The organism is Pseudonocardia sp. DSM 110487 (assembly GCF_019468565.1).
Classification (GTDB): Bacteria; Actinomycetota; Actinomycetes; order Mycobacteriales; family Pseudonocardiaceae; genus Pseudonocardia.
In genome coordinates, this window is record NZ_CP080521.1 from 573,047 (window position 1) to 590,171 (window position 17,125).

The following is a 17,125-nucleotide window of genomic DNA, read 5'->3' on the forward strand; positions in this document are numbered from 1 at the left end:
CGCAGCGGCGGGCTGGGGATGGGTCAGTAGGGCCCCATCAATAGGGCCATCGTCGGACCGGGCCGAGGCCGCAGCCCCGGAAGTAGCCTGCGGTTCGTGCGCCGATCGGCAGCGGGATGTGCGGCTCGACCGGGTAGAGGTCCTGCTCGACGACCGTGAACAGGTCGGTGTCCAAGCGGGCGAGCGCGTCGAGCAGCGGGGGCATGTCGGGCTCGCCGTAGGGTGGCTCGACCATCACGCCGAGCGGAACGGCCTCGGCCAGCGAGAGGTTCTCGGCCCGGACCCGCTCGCGCACCGCGGGGTCGACCTGCTTGAGGTGCACGTAGCGGATCCGTTCCGGGAACCGCTCGATGATCGCGACGTTGTCCCCGTCGCAGTAGGAGATGTGCCCGGTGTCCAGGCACAGGTTCACGAACTCCGGGTCGGTGTCGGCGAGGAACCTCTCCACCCGCTCCTGCGTGTCGACGTGGGTGTCGGCATGCGGGTGGAAGACCAGGTCGACGCCGAACTCCTCCTTGAGCAGTTTCCCGAGCCGGTCGTAGCCGGTGGTGAGGTTCTTCCACTGCTCGGAATCGATGTCGCCGGACTGCATGGCTGTGCCGGTGTGCATGTCCGTGTACTGCTCGGGGAGCAGCACGAGGTGGCGCGCGTCGAGCGCGGTGAGCAGGCGGGACTCCCGGCCGCAGGCCTCGATCGCATCGTCGAGCGCCTCGGCGCCGCGGTGCAGGCCCGCGAAGATCGTGCCACCGCAGAGCCGCAGGCCGCGGGCGTCCAGCTCGTCGCGCAGCTGTGCCGGGTCCTGCGGGAGGAAGCCGGACGGGCCGAGCTCGGTCCACAGGTAGCCGGCCTGCGCGATCTCGTCGAGGTACTGTCGCCAGCCGACCTGGTGCGGGTCGGACGGGAACCACACCCCCCACGAGTCGGGCGCGGTGCCGAGGGTCAGCCGGTCGAGGGCCGCCATGATCAGGTCGCCGTCGGGAAGTGGTAGCTGGCGCCGGTCGCGTGTTCCACGTGCGGCCACCGCGACGTCACGACCTTCGCGCGCGTGTAGAACGACACGCCCTCCGGCCCGTGGATGTGCTTGTCGCCGAACAGCGAGTCCTTCCAGCCGCCGAAGGAGTAATAGGCCATCGGCACCGGGATGGGCACGTTGATGCCGATCATCCCGACGTTCACGCCGCGCTGGAACCGCCGCGCCGCCTCCCCGGAGGAGGTGAAGATCGCGGTGCCGTTGCCGTACGGGTTGGAGTTGATCAGCGCGATCGCGGCGTCGACGTCGTCGGCCCGCACGACCGACAGCACCGGCCCGAAGATCTCCTCGCGGTAGACGTCCATCTCCGGCGCCACCCGGTCGATGACGGTCGGGCCGACGAAGAAGCCGTTCTCGTGGCCCGGCACGGTGAGCCCGCGCCCGTCGACGGCCAGCTCGGCGCCCTGTGCGGCGCCGGTGCCGATCAGCCCGACGATCCGCTCCTTCGCCGCGGCGGTGACGACAGGGCCCATCTCGCTGTCGGGCTCCCGGCCGGGGCCGACTTTGACGGCACGCGCCTTCTCGCTGACCGCGGCGACGAGCTCGTCGGCCGCGCCGCCGACGGCGACCGTGGCGGAGATGGCCATGCAGCGCTCGCCGGCCGAGCCGAACGCGGCCGCGACGAGGTGGTCCGAGGCGTAGTCGATGGGGGCGTCGGGCAGCACGACGGCGTGGTTCTTCGCGCCGCCGAGTGCCTGCACGCGCTTGCCGTTCGCGGTGCCGCGCTCGTGGATGTACTTCGCGATCGGCGTGGACCCGACGAACGACACCGCGGCCACGTCCGGGTGGTCGAGCAGCGCGTCGACGGCCTCCTTGTCGCCGTGCACGACGTTGAAGACCCCGTCGGGCAGCCCGGCCTCGGCCCACAGCTCGGCCACCAGCAGCGACGCGCTCGGGTCGCGTTCGCTGGGCTTGAGCACGAACGTGTTGCCGCAGGCGATCGCCACCGGGTGCATCCACATCGGCACCATGGCAGGGAAGTTGAACGGCGTGATCCCGGCGCAGACGCCGAGCGGCTGGCGGAACGAGAACAGGTCGACGCCGGTGGAGACCTGGTCGGAGTAGTCACCCTTGAGCAGGGTCGGGATGCCGCAGGCGAACTCGATCACTTCGAGGCCGCGTTGCACCTCGCCGCGGGCGTCCGAGACCACCTTGCCGTGCTCGTCGGAGATGATCTCCGCGAGCTCCTGGACGCGGGAGTTCACCAGCTCCCGGAAGTTGAACAGGATCTTCGTCCGGTTCGAGAGCGACGACTGCGACCAGGTCTGGAACGCCGCAGCGGCCGCCTGGACGGCCGCGTCGACGTCCGTGCGGCTCGCGAGCAGCACCTCGGCCTGCTGCTCGCCGGTGGCCGGGTTCCAGACCGGCCCTGTGCGCGTGGACTCGCCGGTGGCGGGCTTGCCGCCGATCCAGTGCGTGACGGTCCTCATGCGGGGGTGCCTCCTGCCGGCGGGCCCAAAAGGGGCTTCTGCTCTGCCTTGTGCGCCTCGTAGGTCTTGCGGGCGGCTGTCGTGCTGTCGAGCTGGGAGACCTCGGCAACCGGCACGTCCCACCAGTTCCCCGAGTCGGGAACGGGAGCGAGCGGGTCGGTCTCGATGTGGATCGCGGTCGTCCGGTCGGACGCGCGGGAGCGGGCGATCGCCTCGCGGAACTCCTCGATCGTCCGCACGCGGATGACGTCGGCGCCGAGGCTCTCGGCGTTGGCGGCGAGGTCCACCGGGAGCGTCTGCCCGTCGAGCAGGCCGGTGTCGGGGTTGCGGTACCGGTAGGCGGTGCCGAACCGCTGCGAGCCCACCGACTCCGACAACGCCCCGATCGAGGCGAACCCGTGGTTCTGCACGATGACGAGGTTGAGCTTGATCCCCTCCGACACCGCGGTGACGATCTCGCTCGCCATCATCAGGTAGGACCCGTCGCCGACCAGGGCGAACACCTCGCGGTCCGGGGCCGCCATCTTGATCCCCAGCGCGCCGGCGATCTCGTAGCCCATGCAGGAGTAGGCGTACTCCACGTGGTACTGCTTCGCGTCCCGCGCGCGCCACAGCATCTGCAGGTCACCGGGCATCGACCCGGCGGCCTGCACGACGACGTCGGTCGCGTGCATCTCCTCGTTGAGCGCGCCGAGCACCTCGGTCTGCGCCGGGAGCGGTTCGTGGCCCAGGTGGAAGGCCTCGTCGACGGTGCGGTTCCAGGCGGTCGTATCCCAGGTGGAGGAACACCGGTAGCCCGCGAGGGCCTCGGTGAGCGCCTCGAGCCCCGCGCGGGCGTCGGCGACGAGCATCTCGCCACCGTGCTTGGCCGCGTCGAACGCCGCGACGTTGAGGTTGACGAACCGCACGTCCGGGTGCTGGAACGCGGTGCGGGAGGCGGTGGTGAAGTCGCTGTACCGGGTGCCGATCCCGATGACGACGTCGGCCTCGCGGGCCAGCGCGTTCGCCACCGGCGATCCGGTGGAGCCGACGCCGCCGACGGCCTGCGGGTGGTCCCAGAGCAGCGCGCCCTTGCCGGCCTGCGTGTCCCCGACCGGGATGCCGGTGGCCTCGGCGAAGCGGCGCAGCGCGTCGGTGGCCTCGCTGTAGTGCACGCCGCCGCCCGCGACGACGAGCGGGCGCTCCGCCGAGCGGATCAGCTCGGCCGCCCTGGCCAGCGCGGCCGGCTCGGGCACCGCGCGCGGGATGTGCCAGACCCGGGGCGCGAACAGCTCCTCCGGCCACTCGTACGCCTCGGCCTGCACGTCCTGCGGCAGCGCGATCGTCACGGCGCCGGTCTCGGCCGGGTCGGCGAGCACGCGCATCGCGCCCAACAGCGCCGAGGGCAGCTGCTCGGGCCGCCACACCCGGTCGAAGAACCGGGACACCGGCCGGAACGCGTCGTTGACCGAGATGTCGAAGGTGCGCGGGTCCTCCAGCTCCTGCAATACCGGGTTTGCCACGCGCGTGGCGAAGACGTCCGACGGCAGCAGCAGCACCGGGATCCGGTTGGTGGAGGCGAGCGCGGCCCCGGTGATCATGTTCGTCGAGCCCGGTCCGATCGACGCGGTGCACGCCATGGCCTGGAGGCGGTTGCGCATCCGCGCGTAGCCGACGGCCGTGTGCACCATGCCCTGCTCGTTGCGGGCCAGGTGGTACGGCAGATCCACGCCCGTGCGCGTGGCCTCCAGCAGCGCCTGCCCGAGCCCGGCCACGTTGCCGTGCCCGAAGATCCCGAAGCAGCCCGGGATCAGCCGGTGCGACGTGCCGTCGCGCTCGCTGTACTGGTTCGCGAGGAACCGCACGAGCGCCTGGGCCACGGTCAGCCTCACGCCTTCTCCTCCGTCGTCGTCAGCGGGAGTCGTGGATCGATCTCCTGGTCCTCCCAGGTGGCGCGCACCCAGGCGTGCTCCGGGTCGTCGCAGATCAGCCACGCCCGGTCCGGGCTCGGACCGGCCATGACGTTGAGGTAGTAGAGGTCGTAGCCGGGCGTGGCCATCGACGGGCCGTGCCAGCCATGGGGGATGAGCACGGTGTCGCCGCTGCGCACCTCGGCGCAGACGTCGATCTCCCGGCCCGGGCCCGAGGTGTAGACGCGCTGGTAGGCGGGGCCGTCGCGGTCCACCTCGAAGTAGTAGACCTCCTCCAGCTGGGCCTCGCCCTCGCGCTCCTCGTCGTGCTTGTGGGGCGGGAAGGACGACCAGTTGGCGCCGGGCGTGAGTACCTCGACGGCGATGAGCTTGTCGGCGTCGAAGGTCTGCGGGTTGCAGAAGTTGTTGACCTGGCGGCTGGCCTGGCCCGCGCCGCGCAGCTCCACCGCAACACCGTCGGCAGGGCCGTAGCGCGCGTTCAGCCGCCGCGTGGCCCGTGCGGCGGGGAGGGCGAACCGCCCACCGCCGTCGGACGACACGGTGACGTCGGCGTCCCGTGGCACGTACGCGAAGTCGCTCACGCGGGCGAAGACGCTACGGCGGCCGGTGACGTCGAACGTCTCGCCGTCGCACGACACCCTGCAGCCACCCGACAGCGGCAGCACGACCATCTCGTCCGCCCCGGTCGAGAAGGTGACGCTCTCCCCGGGCGCCAACTCGAGGATCCGGAGCGAGCTGTACTCCCACCCGGCATTCTCGGGCGTCACGACGAGCGAGAAGGGCCCATCGGAGGTCTCGCCCCGCCGCACGAGGGGCCCCACATTCCGACGAACGGCGCGTTCGTCGGAACCTGTCCGACCAACGAGCCGATCGTCGGAACCGAGCTGCGCGCTCACAGGAGCCCCACCGCCGCGTCTACCGCCCCCGCCACGTCGTCGCCCGGTGGGTAGAGCAGCGACCGGCCGATCACCAGTCCCTTCACCGTCGGCAGGGCCAGTGCCTTGCTCCAGCTCGCGAACGCGGCGTCCTGGTCCTCGGCCACCTCCCCGCCGAGGATCAGGGCGGGCAAGGTCGTCGCGGCCATCGCGCGCTCCATCTCGTCGACGATCGGGACCTTGAGCCAGGTGCGCGCGGACGTGTTGCCCAGGCCGGCCGCGACCGTCGAGGCGCGGATCATCGCCTCGGTGGTGAGCTCGTTGCGTACCCGGCCGTCGACGCGGTGGGAGATGAAAGGCTCGACCATCGCCATCAGCCGGTGCCCGGCCAGCTCGCTCACCGCCCGCCCGCACGACTCGAGCGTGGCGGCGGTGGCGCGGTCCTCCGGATCGATGCGGACCAGCATCTTGCCGCCCTCGAACCCGGCCGCGGCGATGCTCGCGGCGTCGAAGGCGGTGAACCGGTCGTCGATCTCGAAGGTCGTTCCGGCCAGGCCGCCCCTGTTCATGGAGCCGACCACGACCTTGCCGTCGAGCGCGCCGAGCAGCAGCAGGTCCTCCAGCACGTCGGGGGTGCCGAGTACGCCGTTGACCCCGGGCCGCGACAGCGCGAGGCACAGCCGGTCGAGCAGGTCGCCGCGGTCGGCCATGGCGAGCGGCCGGTCGCCCGCCCGCAGCGCGCCGCGGGCCGGGTGGTCGGCGGCGATCATCATGAGCCTGCCGTGCTCGCCCAGCAACGAGTCGGGCTTGCGGCGGCGCTGCGCGGCCTCGGCCACCGCCTCCGGCCTGCGCACCCGCAGCTCGACGAGCTCCTGCAGTCGGTCAGCCAGCACGGACGGCCTCCCCGAGCTTGGCCTCGACCTCGTCGGTCGTGGGCATCGCCTCCGCGCAGGCCAGCCGGCCCGCGACGATCGCACCTGCGGCGTTGCAGAACCGCATGGAGCGCTCCAGATCCCAGCCGGAGAGCAGCGCGTGGCACAGCGCTCCGCCGAACGCGTCGCCCGCCCCGAGGCCGTTGACCACCTCGACCGGCACGGGCGGCACGACGACCTGGGTCGTGCCGTCGGAGGCGAGCACGCCCGCCGGCCCCTGCTTCACGACCGCAAGCCCGACACCCGCGTCGTGCAGCGCCTTGGCCGCGGCGTCCGGCTCACGGGTCCCGACCGCGGTGTCGCACTCGTCGAGGTTCCCGACGGCCACCGTGACGTGCTGCAGCGCCTCCTGGTACCAACGGCGGGCCTCCTCGCGGGAGGGCCAGAACATCGGGCGGTAGTCGAGGTCGAACACGGTGATGCCCGCCTTGCCGCGTGCCCGCAGGGCGGCGAGCGTGGCCTCGCGGCTCGGCTCCTGCGACAGGCCGGTGCCGGTCACCCAGAACACGCCGGCGTCCCGCACGGCGTCCATGTCCAGCTCGCCGGCGTGGATCTCCAGGTCGGGCGCCTTGGGGAAGCGGTAGAAGTACAGCGGGAAGTCGTCGGGCGGGAAGATCTCGCAGAACGCACAGGGGTCGGCAAGTGCGGCACCGGCGTGACGTACCGGTCGTCCACGCCGAAGCCCCGCAGCGCGTCGTGGATGAACTCGCCGAAGGGGTCCTGCCCGGTCCGGCTGATCACGGCGCTGCGCCGCCCGTGGCGCGCTGCCGCGACCGACACGTTCGTGGCGCTGCCGCCGAGGTACTTGCCGAACGTCTGCACCTCGCGCAGCGACACCCCGGTCTGCAGCGGGTACACGTCCACGCCGATGCGGCCCATGGTGAGCACCTCGAACCCGGCCATCCGCCTCCCCTTCGAGTCCGCGTTCTCCAGGTGACCCCGGACACGCCGCTCAGGTGTACTCTGACCCGCCGTACCTGTCAACACTTTGTCAGGACATACCCAACGGTAGGAGCAGGCGTGGAGGTCTCGGCACTCGACCGCACCAGCCCGGTGCCGCTCTACTTCCAGGTGGCCGGGAGGCTCGAACAGCTCATCGAGGGCGGCCAGCTACCGGTCGGCGGCCGACTGGAGAACGAGGTGGAGCTCGCCGAGCGGCTGGGTGTGTCCCGGCCCACCATGCGCCGCGCGATCCAGTATCTCGTCGAGCGCGGGGTGCTCGTGCGCAAGCGCGGCATCGGCACCCAGATCGTGCACCCGAAGGTACGCAGGCCCGTCGAGCTCTCCAGCCTGTACGACGACCTGGCGAAGTCGGGCAAGCGGCCCACCACGCGGATCCGCAGCCTCGATGTCCGCCCGGCGCCCGACCACGTCGCCGAGGCCCTTGGCGTGCCGGAGGGCACAGAGGTGACGTGGATGGAGCGGCTGCGGTTCGCCGCGGGCGAACCGCTCGCGCTCATGCACAACGCGGTGCCGGTGGACGTGCTTCCGCTGCGCCATGACGACCTCGAGGCACGTGGGCTCTACGAGCTGCTGCGCGCAGCCGGCTACGTGCCGCGGATGGCCGACCAGGTGGTGGGTGCCCGTGCGGCGACGGCAGCCGAAGCTCGGCTGCTGGGCGACACGCGGGGTGCCCCTGTGCTGACGATGACCCGCACGGCATGGGATGCCGGCGGTCGTGCGGTGGAGTACGGCTCGCACATCTATCGCGCGAGCCGGTACTCCTTCGCGCTCACCCTGTCCAGCTGACCCGGATGGGTCCGCTCACCTGCGCCAACCCCCCACCGGGCTGCAGGCGACACGCAGCTCAGCGGTAGCGCCGCTGCGGTGCCTCGTCCTCGTCGTCCTCGGCGGGAGCATAGGGATCGGCGTAGTACTCGTCCTCCGCCTCACCGTTGCGGGGTGCCGCGCTCCCGATCTCGCGCTGCAGCGCGTCGAGGTCCATGGTGGGGGAGCTGTACTTGAGCTCTCGAGCCACCTTGGTCTGCTTGGCCTTGGCTCGTCCGCGCCCCATGGCTGGTCCCCCTTACAACAGGGAAGGGGCGGCCGGATGTCTCGGCGGCCCCATTCATCTCAACAATCTCGTGGTGTTCACCGTACCTTGCGAACCGGCAGGAGTGCGACGTGGCACCGGTGATGTGACGCCGGACGCGTAGGAGGTCACCCGCTGGGCTGGCCTCAGCGGGTCGGGACCCCAGCCTCCTGCCCTTTCATCCGACGTTCCACCACCCGTTCGGATGGATGTGAGTGCCATCACGCCCGCGCCGACTCCGCCGCGGGTTCGTCCAAGTGGCGTAGCGCGAGGACGGCGCAGAGCGCGGCGGTCGCGCCCATCACGAGCATCGCCGACCAGCCGGCCAGGTCGGCCACCAGCCCGCCGATGGCAGGGGCGACGGCGGCGGCCATGTAGTTGGCGGTGTTGGACATCGCCATCGCGGTGGCGGCGCGACCCGTGGGGGCCAGCTCACCTGCCGCCGTGAAGACGAGGCCGTTCCAGCTGATCGCGAGCGCCGCGGCCGGGACCAGCGCGGCGGCGAGCAGCGCCGCGGGCCCCGGCCGCAGGACCGCCGCCAGTGCGAAGCCCGCCGCCACCGCGATGGCGACGATCCGCAGCGGGCCGAGCCTGCTCTGCACCCGGTCCGACCACGCCCCGTTCGCGAGGCGCCCGACGGCGCCCAGCACCTGGGTGAGGCCCAGCAGCGCCCCCGCGGTCGCAAGGGAGAGACCCGCGCCGCCGTGCAGCACCTCCACCAGGAACACCGAGCCGAGGAACTGCGGTACGACGAGCAGTAGCCCGGCCACGCTCAGCCGCTGCAGCCGGCGGTCGGCCAACACCTCGCGAGCCCGCGCAGCGGGCCGGGCGGATCGGGCGGGCCGGTCCGGCGGTTCGCGGATGAACGCGGCGACGGCCGCCGCCGCGGCAAGGCACGTGACGGCCAGCGCCGCGAACACCGCGGGCACCCCGCCCGCGTCCGCGATCGGAGGTAGGGCAACGGCCGCGACCGCGGCCCCGATGGGTACCGCGGTCTGCCGGATCGCCATCGCCGTGCCCCGGCCCGTCGCGGGGAACCAGGTGAGCACGGCGCGACCGCTGGCCGCGTTGACACTCGCGCCGGATGCCCCGGCGACGATCAGCAGGGCTCCCGCGGCCACCGCGTCGTCGACGAGCGCGAGGACGCCGAGCGCCACCGCCGCGCCGAGCAGCCCGGACGCCATCACCCACCGCTCGCCGAACCGGTCGGCGGCGCTGCCCCACGCCATGAGCGTCGGGATCAGGCCTGCCGATGCGAGCCCGATGAGCACACCGACGCCGGCGAGGCCCAATCCGAAGTGCTCGCGCAGGGCGGGCGTGACCGCGGCGAGTCCGAGGAAGTACGCGGTGGCGGCCTGTGCGGCCGTCCCGACGACGAGCACGACCCACCGATATGAAGGCCCCGAACCCATGACCCGACGATAGGCGGCCGTACCGAATATCGGGACGCTACTCCCACATAGTGAGAGTCGAGAGGACTTCGCACAGCGTGTGGGCACTTCGCACGAGGCCGACCTCGTGCGAAGTGATCCCTAGCGGAGGCCCAGCTGGGCTGCTCGACCCGGGGGTGGTGTGTCCGCCTCAGGGGCGTACGACGTCGGGTCGATCCTCGCCGGCGTCTCGCGGTCGGCCTCGCCCGCCGTCAGCTCGGCGTCCACCGGGACGCTGCGCTTCACAAGGGCAAGCGCCACCGGGCCCAGCTCGTGGTGGATCGTCACCGTGCCGACACGGCCGACGGGACGTCCGTCACGCTGAACCTGGTCGCCGGGCACGGGCAGGGTCTCGTCGCCGGCGTCGAGGTGCAGCAGCACGAGGCGGCGGGGCGGGCGCCCGATGTTGGCCACCCGGGCCACCGTTTCCTGGCCCCGGTAGCAGCCCTTCGTGAGGTGCACCGCCGAGCCGATCCACCCCACCTCGTGAGGGATCGTGCGGTCGTCGGTGTCGACGCGCAGGCGTGGGTGCAGCGCCTCGACACGCAGCGCCTCGAACGCGAGCGTGCCGGCCGGGCGCGCGCCCGCCGCCGTGAGCCGTTCCCACCACGCGGCCTGCGTGTCACGGGGGACCAGCAGGTCGGCGGCATCGGCACCGGGCCAGCCCATGCGCCGGACGAGCCCGCCACCAGGCAGGGCGAGCGCGCCGTGCGGACGCTCCGGCACCGCGACGCCTGCCGCGGCGAGCACGTCGGCTGTGTCCGGGCCGACGACGCTCAGCACGGCGAGCTCCGCCGTGGCGTCGCGGGGCTCCACCTTCGACCAGAACACCATCTTTTTCAGGTAGTCGAGCAGCTCCGGCACGTCGCCCGGCTCGGTGTCGAGGAACACCGTGTCGGCGGTGTGCGCCACCACCATGTGGTGCAGCACCCGGCCGTTGATGTCCAGCACGAGTGCCTCGGTGCCGGAGTCGGCAGGCAGCTCGCTGACGTGCTGGGTGAGCAGCAGGTGCAGCCAGCCGAGCCGCTCCGGTCCGGTGACCGCGATGACGCCGCGGTGGCCGCGGTCGACGACCCCGGCGCCGCGGCTCATGGCCCGCTGCTCGGCAAGGGGGTCGCCCCGGTGCGCCGGGACGTCCTGGTCGTTGTCTGCCCCTGGCAGGTCCGTCACTGCTTTGCCTCCTCGGCGTCGCGGCACTCGCGGCACTGCCCGGACAGCGCGACGTGAGCGGGGTCCAGCGCGAAGTCGGACTCGGCGAGCAGCCGCTCCGCGAGGCCGTCCATCAGGTCGGTGGGGGATTCGGTGACCGTGCCGCAGGAGTGGCAGACCAGGTGGACGTGCTGGTGCTGCTGCTCCGAATAGGTCGGAGCGCCGTGGCCCAGATGGGTGTGGCGGACCAGCCCGATGCGCTCGAGCAGGTCGAGCGTGCGGTACACCGTGGTGATGTTGACGGCGGGCGCCGCCTGCTGGACCTGCGTGCAGATCTGTTCCGGCGTGGCGTGCCCGAGGGCGCGCACGGCGTCGAGCACGAGCTGCCGCTGCGGCGTCATCCGCAGGCCGCGTTGGTGCAGGGTGCGGCGGAGGGCCGCCGGCCCGCTCTCCACGGTTCCCGACGTGGTGTCCACCGACTTGATGGTAGGCGCTCCGGCGTCCGGTGTGTCGGGTGGTGGACCGGGGGTTACGCGCTCCGATACCCGAAGATCGGGTGCCGTCGGTATGCTCCGTCAGGGTGAACGACCAGGTTTGGGAGCCTGGACCTACCTACCCTCGGCGGGTGGAAGGGCTGTCACGCTCGGGAGGGACGACGGATGACGAGTGATGCGGGCGCGCTGGGTGCCCCCAATTTCGACGTCGTCCTCCGGGGCTACGACCGCAAGCAGGTCGATGAGCACGTGGCCCGCCTCCAGCGCGTGGTCTCGCGAATGCGCGCCGACCTCGAGATGGCCCGCAGCCACCCGCTGCCCCTCGTGTCCCCGCCCGGCGGAATGCCCGCCGCGGGTGGCCCGCGTCCCGCGCCGCCGCGACCCGGCCCCGGTGGCCCCCCGCAGCGCGGGAGTGATGCACCCGACGTCGTCGGCAGCTTCACCGACCGCATGCAGAGCATCTTGCAGGCGGCGGAGGAGGAGGCTGCCGAGATCCGCAACAAGGCGCGTGCCGCCGCACGCGCGGAGGAAGAGAAGGTCCGAGCGCAGCTGGCCGACCTCGTGCGACAGCGCGACGCGCTCCTGAACGAGCTCACGCGCATGCGCGGGCAGCTCGAGGGCATGCTCGCGGCCCCCACCGGGCGTCTGGACCTCACCAGGGGCGACAGCGGCGGCGGCCAGGCCCGGCCGACCCCTTCGCCCTCCCCGAGCGCGGCGAAGCCGAGCCCGGGAAAGCCCCAGCCGTCGCCGTCGTCCCAGCCGTCGTCCCAACCGTCCGCGCAGCCTGCCCAGCAGCCCTCGCAGCCGGCTGCCCAGCCGTCGGCGGGCAACCGGCAGGGGAACGCTCCCGCTCCCGCGGCCCAGCCATCGGCAGGCACTCGATCGGGTGGTTCTTCCCAGCCGCCGCAGCAGCAGCGGTCCCAGCCGTCGCAGCAGCCGTCCTCGCAGCAGCCGTCAGGGCCCCGGCCGCCCGCCGCGCCCACCCCACGGCCACGTCCGTCGGGCGACGGCCATGGGCAGGCGCCCGCACGTCCCGCCGCCGATGCCACGAAGGGCGCAGGCGGACCGGAGGGCGGCTCCGGCCGTCCCGTTCCCGCCGACAGCGTCACCCGGGCCGCGCCGCAGGTCCCGCCACTCGCGCCGGCCCCCGCAAAGCCGCCCGCCACGGCGGCCGGCAGCGGATCGGCGCCTGCGGGGCAGGCCCAGAGCGCGTCGCGGCCCTCGACGCCGCCGCCCGCAGGCGGGTCGTGGCAGCAGCCCGGGCAGGGCGGCCAGAACCGCCCGGCGCAGAACCCGAGCGGTTCCGCTCCGTCCCGTCCGGCCGGCAAGTCCGGCAACGGGGCGCCGTCCGCCGGTTCCGGTCCGGCGGCGCCGAGCGGCTCGAGCCAGAACACGACGCAGGGGCAGCAGCCCGGCCAGCGAGCGAACGGGCCCGGCGCCGCCCAGCCGTCGGCTCCTCGGACGAACGCGCCCACGCCGAACCAGGGCTCGAACACGCCGGGGGGCAACGGGTCCGCACAGCGGCCCGCGGCCGCCCGCGGAAACACTCCGGGTGGCAACGGTTCCGGGCAGCAGGCCGGTGCCGCGCGCCCGGCCTCCGGGCAGCAGCAGGCCGGGCAGCAGCAGGCCGGGCAGCAGCAGGCCGGGCAGCAGCAGCAGCAGGGCGCGCAGCAGCAGCAGGGCGGGCAGCAGCAGCAGGGCGGGCAGCAGCAGGGCGGGCAGCAGCAGGGCGGGCAGCAGCAGGGAGCAGCGCAACCCGCTTCCGGCGGGCGCCCGTCCGGCCAGGCCCCTCCGTCCGGTGGCGAACAGCGGCGGCCGCCCGCGCAGGAGTCCGGTGACCTGTTCCGGGCGTCACCCGATCAGGCGAAGCGTGGCGGGGCCGAGCAAAGGCCTCCCGCGCGGCCAGTCGACCGGCCGGGCGGGGAGCGCACTGCCCTCGTCCCGACCGTCCCGCCATCGCAGGTGTCGCAGCCGCGCCAGAACGACAAGCCCGGGAACGGCGCCCCGACCACGGGCAACCCGCCCCGGCCTGCGTCCGCCCAGCGTCCGGACGGCGCACGACCCGAGCAGCGCAGGGACGGCCAGGGCGGCGCAGGGGAGTCCGGCAGGCAGGGTTCTGGGCCCTCCGGCAACGGCGCCGAGCACTCCGACCGATCCGCATCGGCGTCACGCTCCGGGTGATCTTTATTGCGCACCGTGAGCTGAAAGGGCGTACGGTGCGCAACCATGCAGCTGCCCCTGTCGGCGTCCGCGCTGGTCATGCTGGGCGTGGCCGCAGTGCTGGTCGGTGCCTTGATCCTCGTGGTGATCGCCGTGCGCAGGCGGAAACCCTCGACCGGATCCAGCCGGGTTCCACCGGACATGCGAAGGCCTCAGCCCCCGGCGACGTCGGGCCCGAACGCCGTCGACTCTCCTGCAGGCCCCACAGCGCCTGCATCGGTGGAACCGGTACCCGCACCTGCCCAGCAGGCGACCGAACCCGCCGCCCCGTTCGTGCCGCAGCCGCTCGCGGGCCCGGTCGCCGCAGCGGCGGCGCCGCGCCCTGCGGAGGTCACCGCAAGGGTCGAGCCGCCCGGCGGCGGTGAGCAGGTCTTCGTCGACCCGACACCCTCCGGCGGGATGCCCACGGTCTCGTCGCGTCCCCACCAGGCTGGCTCGGGGCGCACGGTCGCGGCCGCGGTGGCGCAGGCGTTCGCTGTGCGGGCGGCCGCGGGCCGCACGGGCGGGCCGGACGTGCAGCGGCCCGCGGGCCCACCGCCGCCCGACGACAGCACCCTCGACGCGTCGCAGAGCGACGATCAGCCCTCCGCCTCCGGCGTGGACGACGTCGACCCGGCCGCGAGGACCAATCCGGACGGCCTCGACATGACCGCGACGACGACGTCCGAGGCGGGCGAGCCCGAGCCCCACGTGAGCGGCAATGGCTGGGTTGCCACCGCCACTGAGCACCGCCCGGAGGGCAACGGGTGGCAGGCACCCGAGACCGCTGCTCCCACGCCCGTAGCGGGCTTCGTGGCGGGCGGATGGCCGGTGCCGGTACAGCCGGCCCCCGAGCCTGCCGCGGTGCCGGCGCCCCGCCCGGACGACGGCGGCGATGGCCGGCAGAGTGCCCCGGCCCGCGACGCGCGCGACCGGCTGCTCGCCGTGCTGCTCGACGACCCTGAGCGGGCCGTCGGCGCCGCCGACGAGCTGGAGACCTGCCTCCACGAGCTGGACCGCCTCACCGATGCCGTGCGCACGGGGCGAGCGGCCCTTCGCGACGTGCTGCACCGCCTGGCCGCCGCGGGCCTGCGCCCGGACCAGCTGGCCCGCCTGGCCCGCCTGCCGGAGAACGAAGTGCGGGAGCTACTGGAGGCCGCGCCCGCGGAGCAGCAGGCCTAGGTGTCCCTGGCCGCGCCCATGATCCGAAGTTTCGGGTGCTCATGGTTGTGAGGGCAGCCGTGGACAACCGCTAGTTCGGATCATGCCCCGCCGCCGGTCGGGCGGTCGGGTCAGGCGCGATCGTGTCGATCCGTCGGGTCGGTCTGGTCGGGCCCCTGCCGGTGGGAACACGCCGGCGGCCGGGGCTGGTGGGTGAGCGCCGGGGGGCCAGGGCTGGGAACGGCGCGCCCACGAAAGACCCGGCACCCGGCCGCACCCCGGGGTGCGTTCCGCGGAACGCACCCCCGGCCCAGGCGGTGATCAGCGGTTCGGTGCGAAAGCCGACGCCCCGAGCCCGGCTATCAGAGGAATGATCACGAAGTCCGGCTGGAGTGCTGCGTGCGCAATCAGCCCGCGATGCGGTTCAGGCGCGCCGAGAGGTGTGGCTGCAGTGGCTGGCCCACCATCGCGCGCTCGTCCACGTAGGCCAGGTCGCCGCCCTCGACCAGACCGTAGAGGCGGTGGGAGCCCACCACCTCCTTGGCCGACGCCGTGCGCACCACGGCGTCGGTCTCGATCTCCCACGAGGTCAGGTTGCGCGCCCGGCCGTAGAAGATCTCGGTGATGCCGGTGGCGTGGGTGATCAGCACCTCGAGCTCACCGTCGGGCTGTGGGCGCCAGAAGCCGGTCTCACGGGCGCCGGGGCGCACCACCTCGCCGTCCGGGCCGAGCAGCCACGCCTTGGCCTCGTAGGTCAGGAACGGGCGGCCGTCGTGGGCGAAGACGATCTGCTGCCCGAAGCTGTAGGGGCCGTCGATCGTGGGGTAGACGACCTCCCCGGTGCCGCGCCACACGCCGACGAGCGGGAGCAGGCCGATGCACAGCTCGTGCAGGTCGGGGCCCTCACGCAGGTTGGCGGTGTCGTCCGGGATCGGCAGGTCGTCGAACCGCGGCCGGTTGCGCTGCGGGGAGTCGGGTGCGGCGTTGGCCGGGCCGGTGATGGTGCCCGGCAGCTCGTCACGGCTCATGGCTTCGACTCCTCGGGCCCGCTCGGAGCCGTCGTGAAGAGCCGACGGAGCAGGTACCCGGTGTAGGCGGTGATCCCGCCGCAGACGGCGAGGAGCACGCCGGTGAACAACCACTGCACCGGGCGCACCCTACCCGGTTGCAGCAAAGCCACTTCCACGCAAGCACGTTGCATGAAAGTGGCTCTGCTTTCCCCGGGGAGCCCCCGCCTTGCTTCGCGGCGGCGGTGGCTCCCCGGAAGTGCGTTTGGGCTGCAATCCCAGGTCGGCCTACGCGAGCGCGATCTCCGCGCGGTGGACGCCGGGGCCCTCGGCGGTCAGCTCGGCCTGGCCGGTGCCCACCCGGGAGAGCGCGCGGACGGTCCACGTGCCGGGCGCTGCGAAGAACCGGAACTGTCCGGCCTCCGACGCCACCACCTCGGCCGTGAACTCGCCGGTGCCGTCCAGCAGCCGCACGAAGGCGCCGCCGACGGGCTCACCGCCTGCGACGACCCGGCCGGTGAGGACGGTCTCCTTGGTCAGATCGGTGCCCGGCGGGAGCGCGACCGCCTGGTCGGGTGCACCGCACATCAGGAGACCTTCTTCGCGGGCGCGCCCAGCTCGATCGGCACGCCGATCAGGGAGCCGTACTCGGTCCAGCTGCCGTCGTAGTTCTTGACGTCGCCGTAGCCGAGCAGCTCGTGCAGCACCACCCAGGTGTGGGAGCTGCGCTCACCGATGCGGCAGTAGGCGATGGTGGCCTTGCCTGCCTCGTAGCCCTCCTCGCCGTAGAGCTTCGCGAGGTCCTCGTCGGACTTGAACGTGCCGTCCTCGTTGGCTGCCTTGCTCCACGGGATGTTGATCGCCGAGGGCACGTGGCCGGGCCGCTGCGACTGCTCCTGCGGCAGGTGGGCGGGCGCGAGGATCTTGCCGGAGAACTCGTCGGGCGAGCGGACGTCGACCAGGTTCTTCTTGCCGATCGAGTCGACCACCTCGTCGCGGAAGGCGCGGATCGACAGGTCCGGGTCCTGCGCGGTGTAGGTGGTGGCGGTGGGCTCCACGACGTCCGTGGTCAGCGTCCGGCCGTCGAGCTCCCACTTCTTGCGTCCGCCGTCGAGCAGCTTGACGTCGGCGTGTCCGTACAGCTTGAACTGCCAGTAGGCGTAGGCGGCGAACCAGTTGTTGTTGCCGCCGTAGAGCACGACGGTGTCGTCGTTGCTCACGCCCTTGGCCGACAGCAGCTGCGCGAACTGGTCCTTGTCGACGATGTCGCGGCGCACCGGGTCCTGCAGCTCGGTGGTCCAGTTGATCTTGACGGCGCCGGGCAGGTGGCCGCCGTCGTAGGCGGTGGTGTCCTCGTCGACCTCGAGGAAGACGATGCCGTCGGTGCCGAGGTTCTTCTCGGCCCAGTCGGCGGTGACCAGGACGTCCTGGCGGCTCATGCGGTGGCTCCCTGGCTGTCGGTGGTGCGATCTCGGG

16 protein-coding genes and 1 pseudogene are annotated in these 17,125 nt (G+C 72.9%); 3 read left to right on the top strand and 14 right to left on the bottom strand.

What is annotated here, in order from left to right; translation table 11 throughout:
* Window positions 1–37 precede the first annotated feature (37 nt).
* The 6 genes and pseudogenes from K1T35_RS02485 to iolC form a co-directional block, all read right to left on the bottom strand.
* The gene (locus K1T35_RS02485) at window positions 38–1,021 is read right to left on the bottom strand and encodes a TIM barrel protein (protein WP_255621508.1); all 984 of its coding nucleotides are present in this window, start codon (window positions 1,019–1,021) and stop codon (window positions 38–40) included.
* Window positions 964–2,460 carry a CoA-acylating methylmalonate-semialdehyde dehydrogenase gene (locus tag K1T35_RS02490; protein ID WP_220258574.1) on the bottom strand — a complete coding sequence of 499 codons (1,497 nt, stop codon included), beginning with the start codon at window positions 2,458–2,460 and terminating at the stop codon, window positions 964–966. The genes K1T35_RS02485 and K1T35_RS02490 overlap by 58 nt, the downstream gene beginning before the upstream one ends.
* Complete coding sequence (gene iolD / locus K1T35_RS02495) at window positions 2,457–4,331, bottom strand: 3D-(3,5/4)-trihydroxycyclohexane-1,2-dione acylhydrolase (decyclizing) (RefSeq protein ID WP_220258575.1); 1,875 nt, start codon at window positions 4,329–4,331, stop codon at window positions 2,457–2,459. The genes K1T35_RS02490 and iolD overlap by 4 nt, the downstream gene beginning before the upstream one ends.
* A complete protein-coding gene (iolB, locus tag K1T35_RS02500) occupies window positions 4,328–5,191 on the bottom strand; it encodes a 5-deoxy-glucuronate isomerase (protein WP_220258576.1) in 864 nt (287 codons plus the stop codon). Before iolB ends, iolD begins: the two co-directional genes overlap by 4 nt.
* 71 nt (window positions 5,192–5,262) lie before the next feature.
* Complete coding sequence (locus tag K1T35_RS02505) at window positions 5,263–6,135, bottom strand: aldolase (RefSeq protein ID WP_220262341.1); 873 nt, start codon at window positions 6,133–6,135, stop codon at window positions 5,263–5,265.
* A pseudogene (iolC, locus tag K1T35_RS02510) lies at window positions 6,128–7,080 on the bottom strand (5-dehydro-2-deoxygluconokinase). Before iolC ends, K1T35_RS02505 begins: the two are co-directional and overlap by 8 nt.
* Before the next feature lie 117 nt (window positions 7,081–7,197).
* Here iolC and K1T35_RS02515 point away from each other — a divergent pair.
* Window positions 7,198–7,926: a GntR family transcriptional regulator gene (locus K1T35_RS02515; protein ID WP_255621509.1), complete on the top strand. Its 729-nt coding sequence runs from the start codon at window positions 7,198–7,200 to the stop codon at window positions 7,924–7,926.
* Window positions 7,927–7,984: 58 nt separating this feature from the next.
* Here the strand turns inward: K1T35_RS02515 and K1T35_RS02520 are convergent, their stop codons facing one another.
* The 4 genes from K1T35_RS02520 to K1T35_RS02535 all read right to left on the bottom strand — a co-directional run bounded on the left by K1T35_RS02520 (window position 7,985) and on the right by K1T35_RS02535 (window position 11,189).
* Window positions 7,985–8,191, bottom strand: a complete 207-nt coding sequence (locus K1T35_RS02520) for a DUF3073 domain-containing protein (RefSeq protein ID WP_220258577.1) — start codon at window positions 8,189–8,191, stop codon at window positions 7,985–7,987.
* 239 nt (window positions 8,192–8,430) lie between these two features.
* A complete protein-coding gene (locus K1T35_RS02525) occupies window positions 8,431–9,621 on the bottom strand; it encodes an MFS transporter (protein WP_220258578.1) in 1,191 nt (396 codons plus the stop codon).
* 120 nt (window positions 9,622–9,741) lie between these two features.
* The gene (locus K1T35_RS02530; RefSeq protein WP_370645294.1) at window positions 9,742–10,836 is read right to left on the bottom strand and encodes a folate-binding protein YgfZ; all 1,095 of its coding nucleotides are present in this window, start codon (window positions 10,834–10,836) and stop codon (window positions 9,742–9,744) included.
* Window positions 10,806–11,189: a Fur family transcriptional regulator gene (locus K1T35_RS02535; RefSeq protein ID WP_220262344.1), complete on the bottom strand. Its 384-nt coding sequence runs from the start codon at window positions 11,187–11,189 to the stop codon at window positions 10,806–10,808. Before K1T35_RS02535 ends, K1T35_RS02530 begins: the two co-directional genes overlap by 31 nt.
* A gap of 258 nt (window positions 11,190–11,447) precedes the next feature.
* Here K1T35_RS02535 and K1T35_RS02540 point away from each other — a divergent pair, with 258 nt between their 5' ends.
* On the top strand, window positions 11,448–13,463 hold the full coding sequence (locus K1T35_RS02540) for a hypothetical protein (protein WP_220258579.1): 2,016 nt from the start codon (window positions 11,448–11,450) through the stop codon (window positions 13,461–13,463).
* Between the two features lie 45 nt (window positions 13,464–13,508).
* Complete coding sequence (locus K1T35_RS02545; protein WP_220258580.1) at window positions 13,509–14,663, top strand: hypothetical protein; 1,155 nt, start codon at window positions 13,509–13,511, stop codon at window positions 14,661–14,663.
* A 386-nt stretch (window positions 14,664–15,049) separates the two neighbouring features.
* Here K1T35_RS02545 and K1T35_RS02550 read toward each other — a convergent pair whose 3' ends face one another.
* The 4 genes from K1T35_RS02550 to K1T35_RS02560 all read right to left on the bottom strand — a co-directional run bounded on the left by K1T35_RS02550 (window position 15,050) and on the right by K1T35_RS02560 (window position 17,088).
* Complete coding sequence (locus tag K1T35_RS02550) at window positions 15,050–15,670, bottom strand: FABP family protein (RefSeq protein WP_220258581.1); 621 nt, start codon at window positions 15,668–15,670, stop codon at window positions 15,050–15,052.
* On the bottom strand, window positions 15,667–15,789 hold the full coding sequence (locus tag K1T35_RS48655; protein ID WP_255621511.1) for a hypothetical protein: 123 nt from the start codon (window positions 15,787–15,789) through the stop codon (window positions 15,667–15,669). Before K1T35_RS48655 ends, K1T35_RS02550 begins: the two co-directional genes overlap by 4 nt.
* Before the next feature lie 148 nt (window positions 15,790–15,937).
* The gene (locus K1T35_RS02555) at window positions 15,938–16,237 is read right to left on the bottom strand and encodes a DUF1416 domain-containing protein (protein WP_220258582.1); all 300 of its coding nucleotides are present in this window, start codon (window positions 16,235–16,237) and stop codon (window positions 15,938–15,940) included.
* Window positions 16,237–17,088 carry a sulfurtransferase gene (locus K1T35_RS02560; protein WP_220258583.1) on the bottom strand — a complete coding sequence of 284 codons (852 nt, stop codon included), beginning with the start codon at window positions 17,086–17,088 and terminating at the stop codon, window positions 16,237–16,239. Before K1T35_RS02560 ends, K1T35_RS02555 begins: the two co-directional genes overlap by 1 nt.
* Window positions 17,089–17,125: the final 37 nt, after the last annotated feature.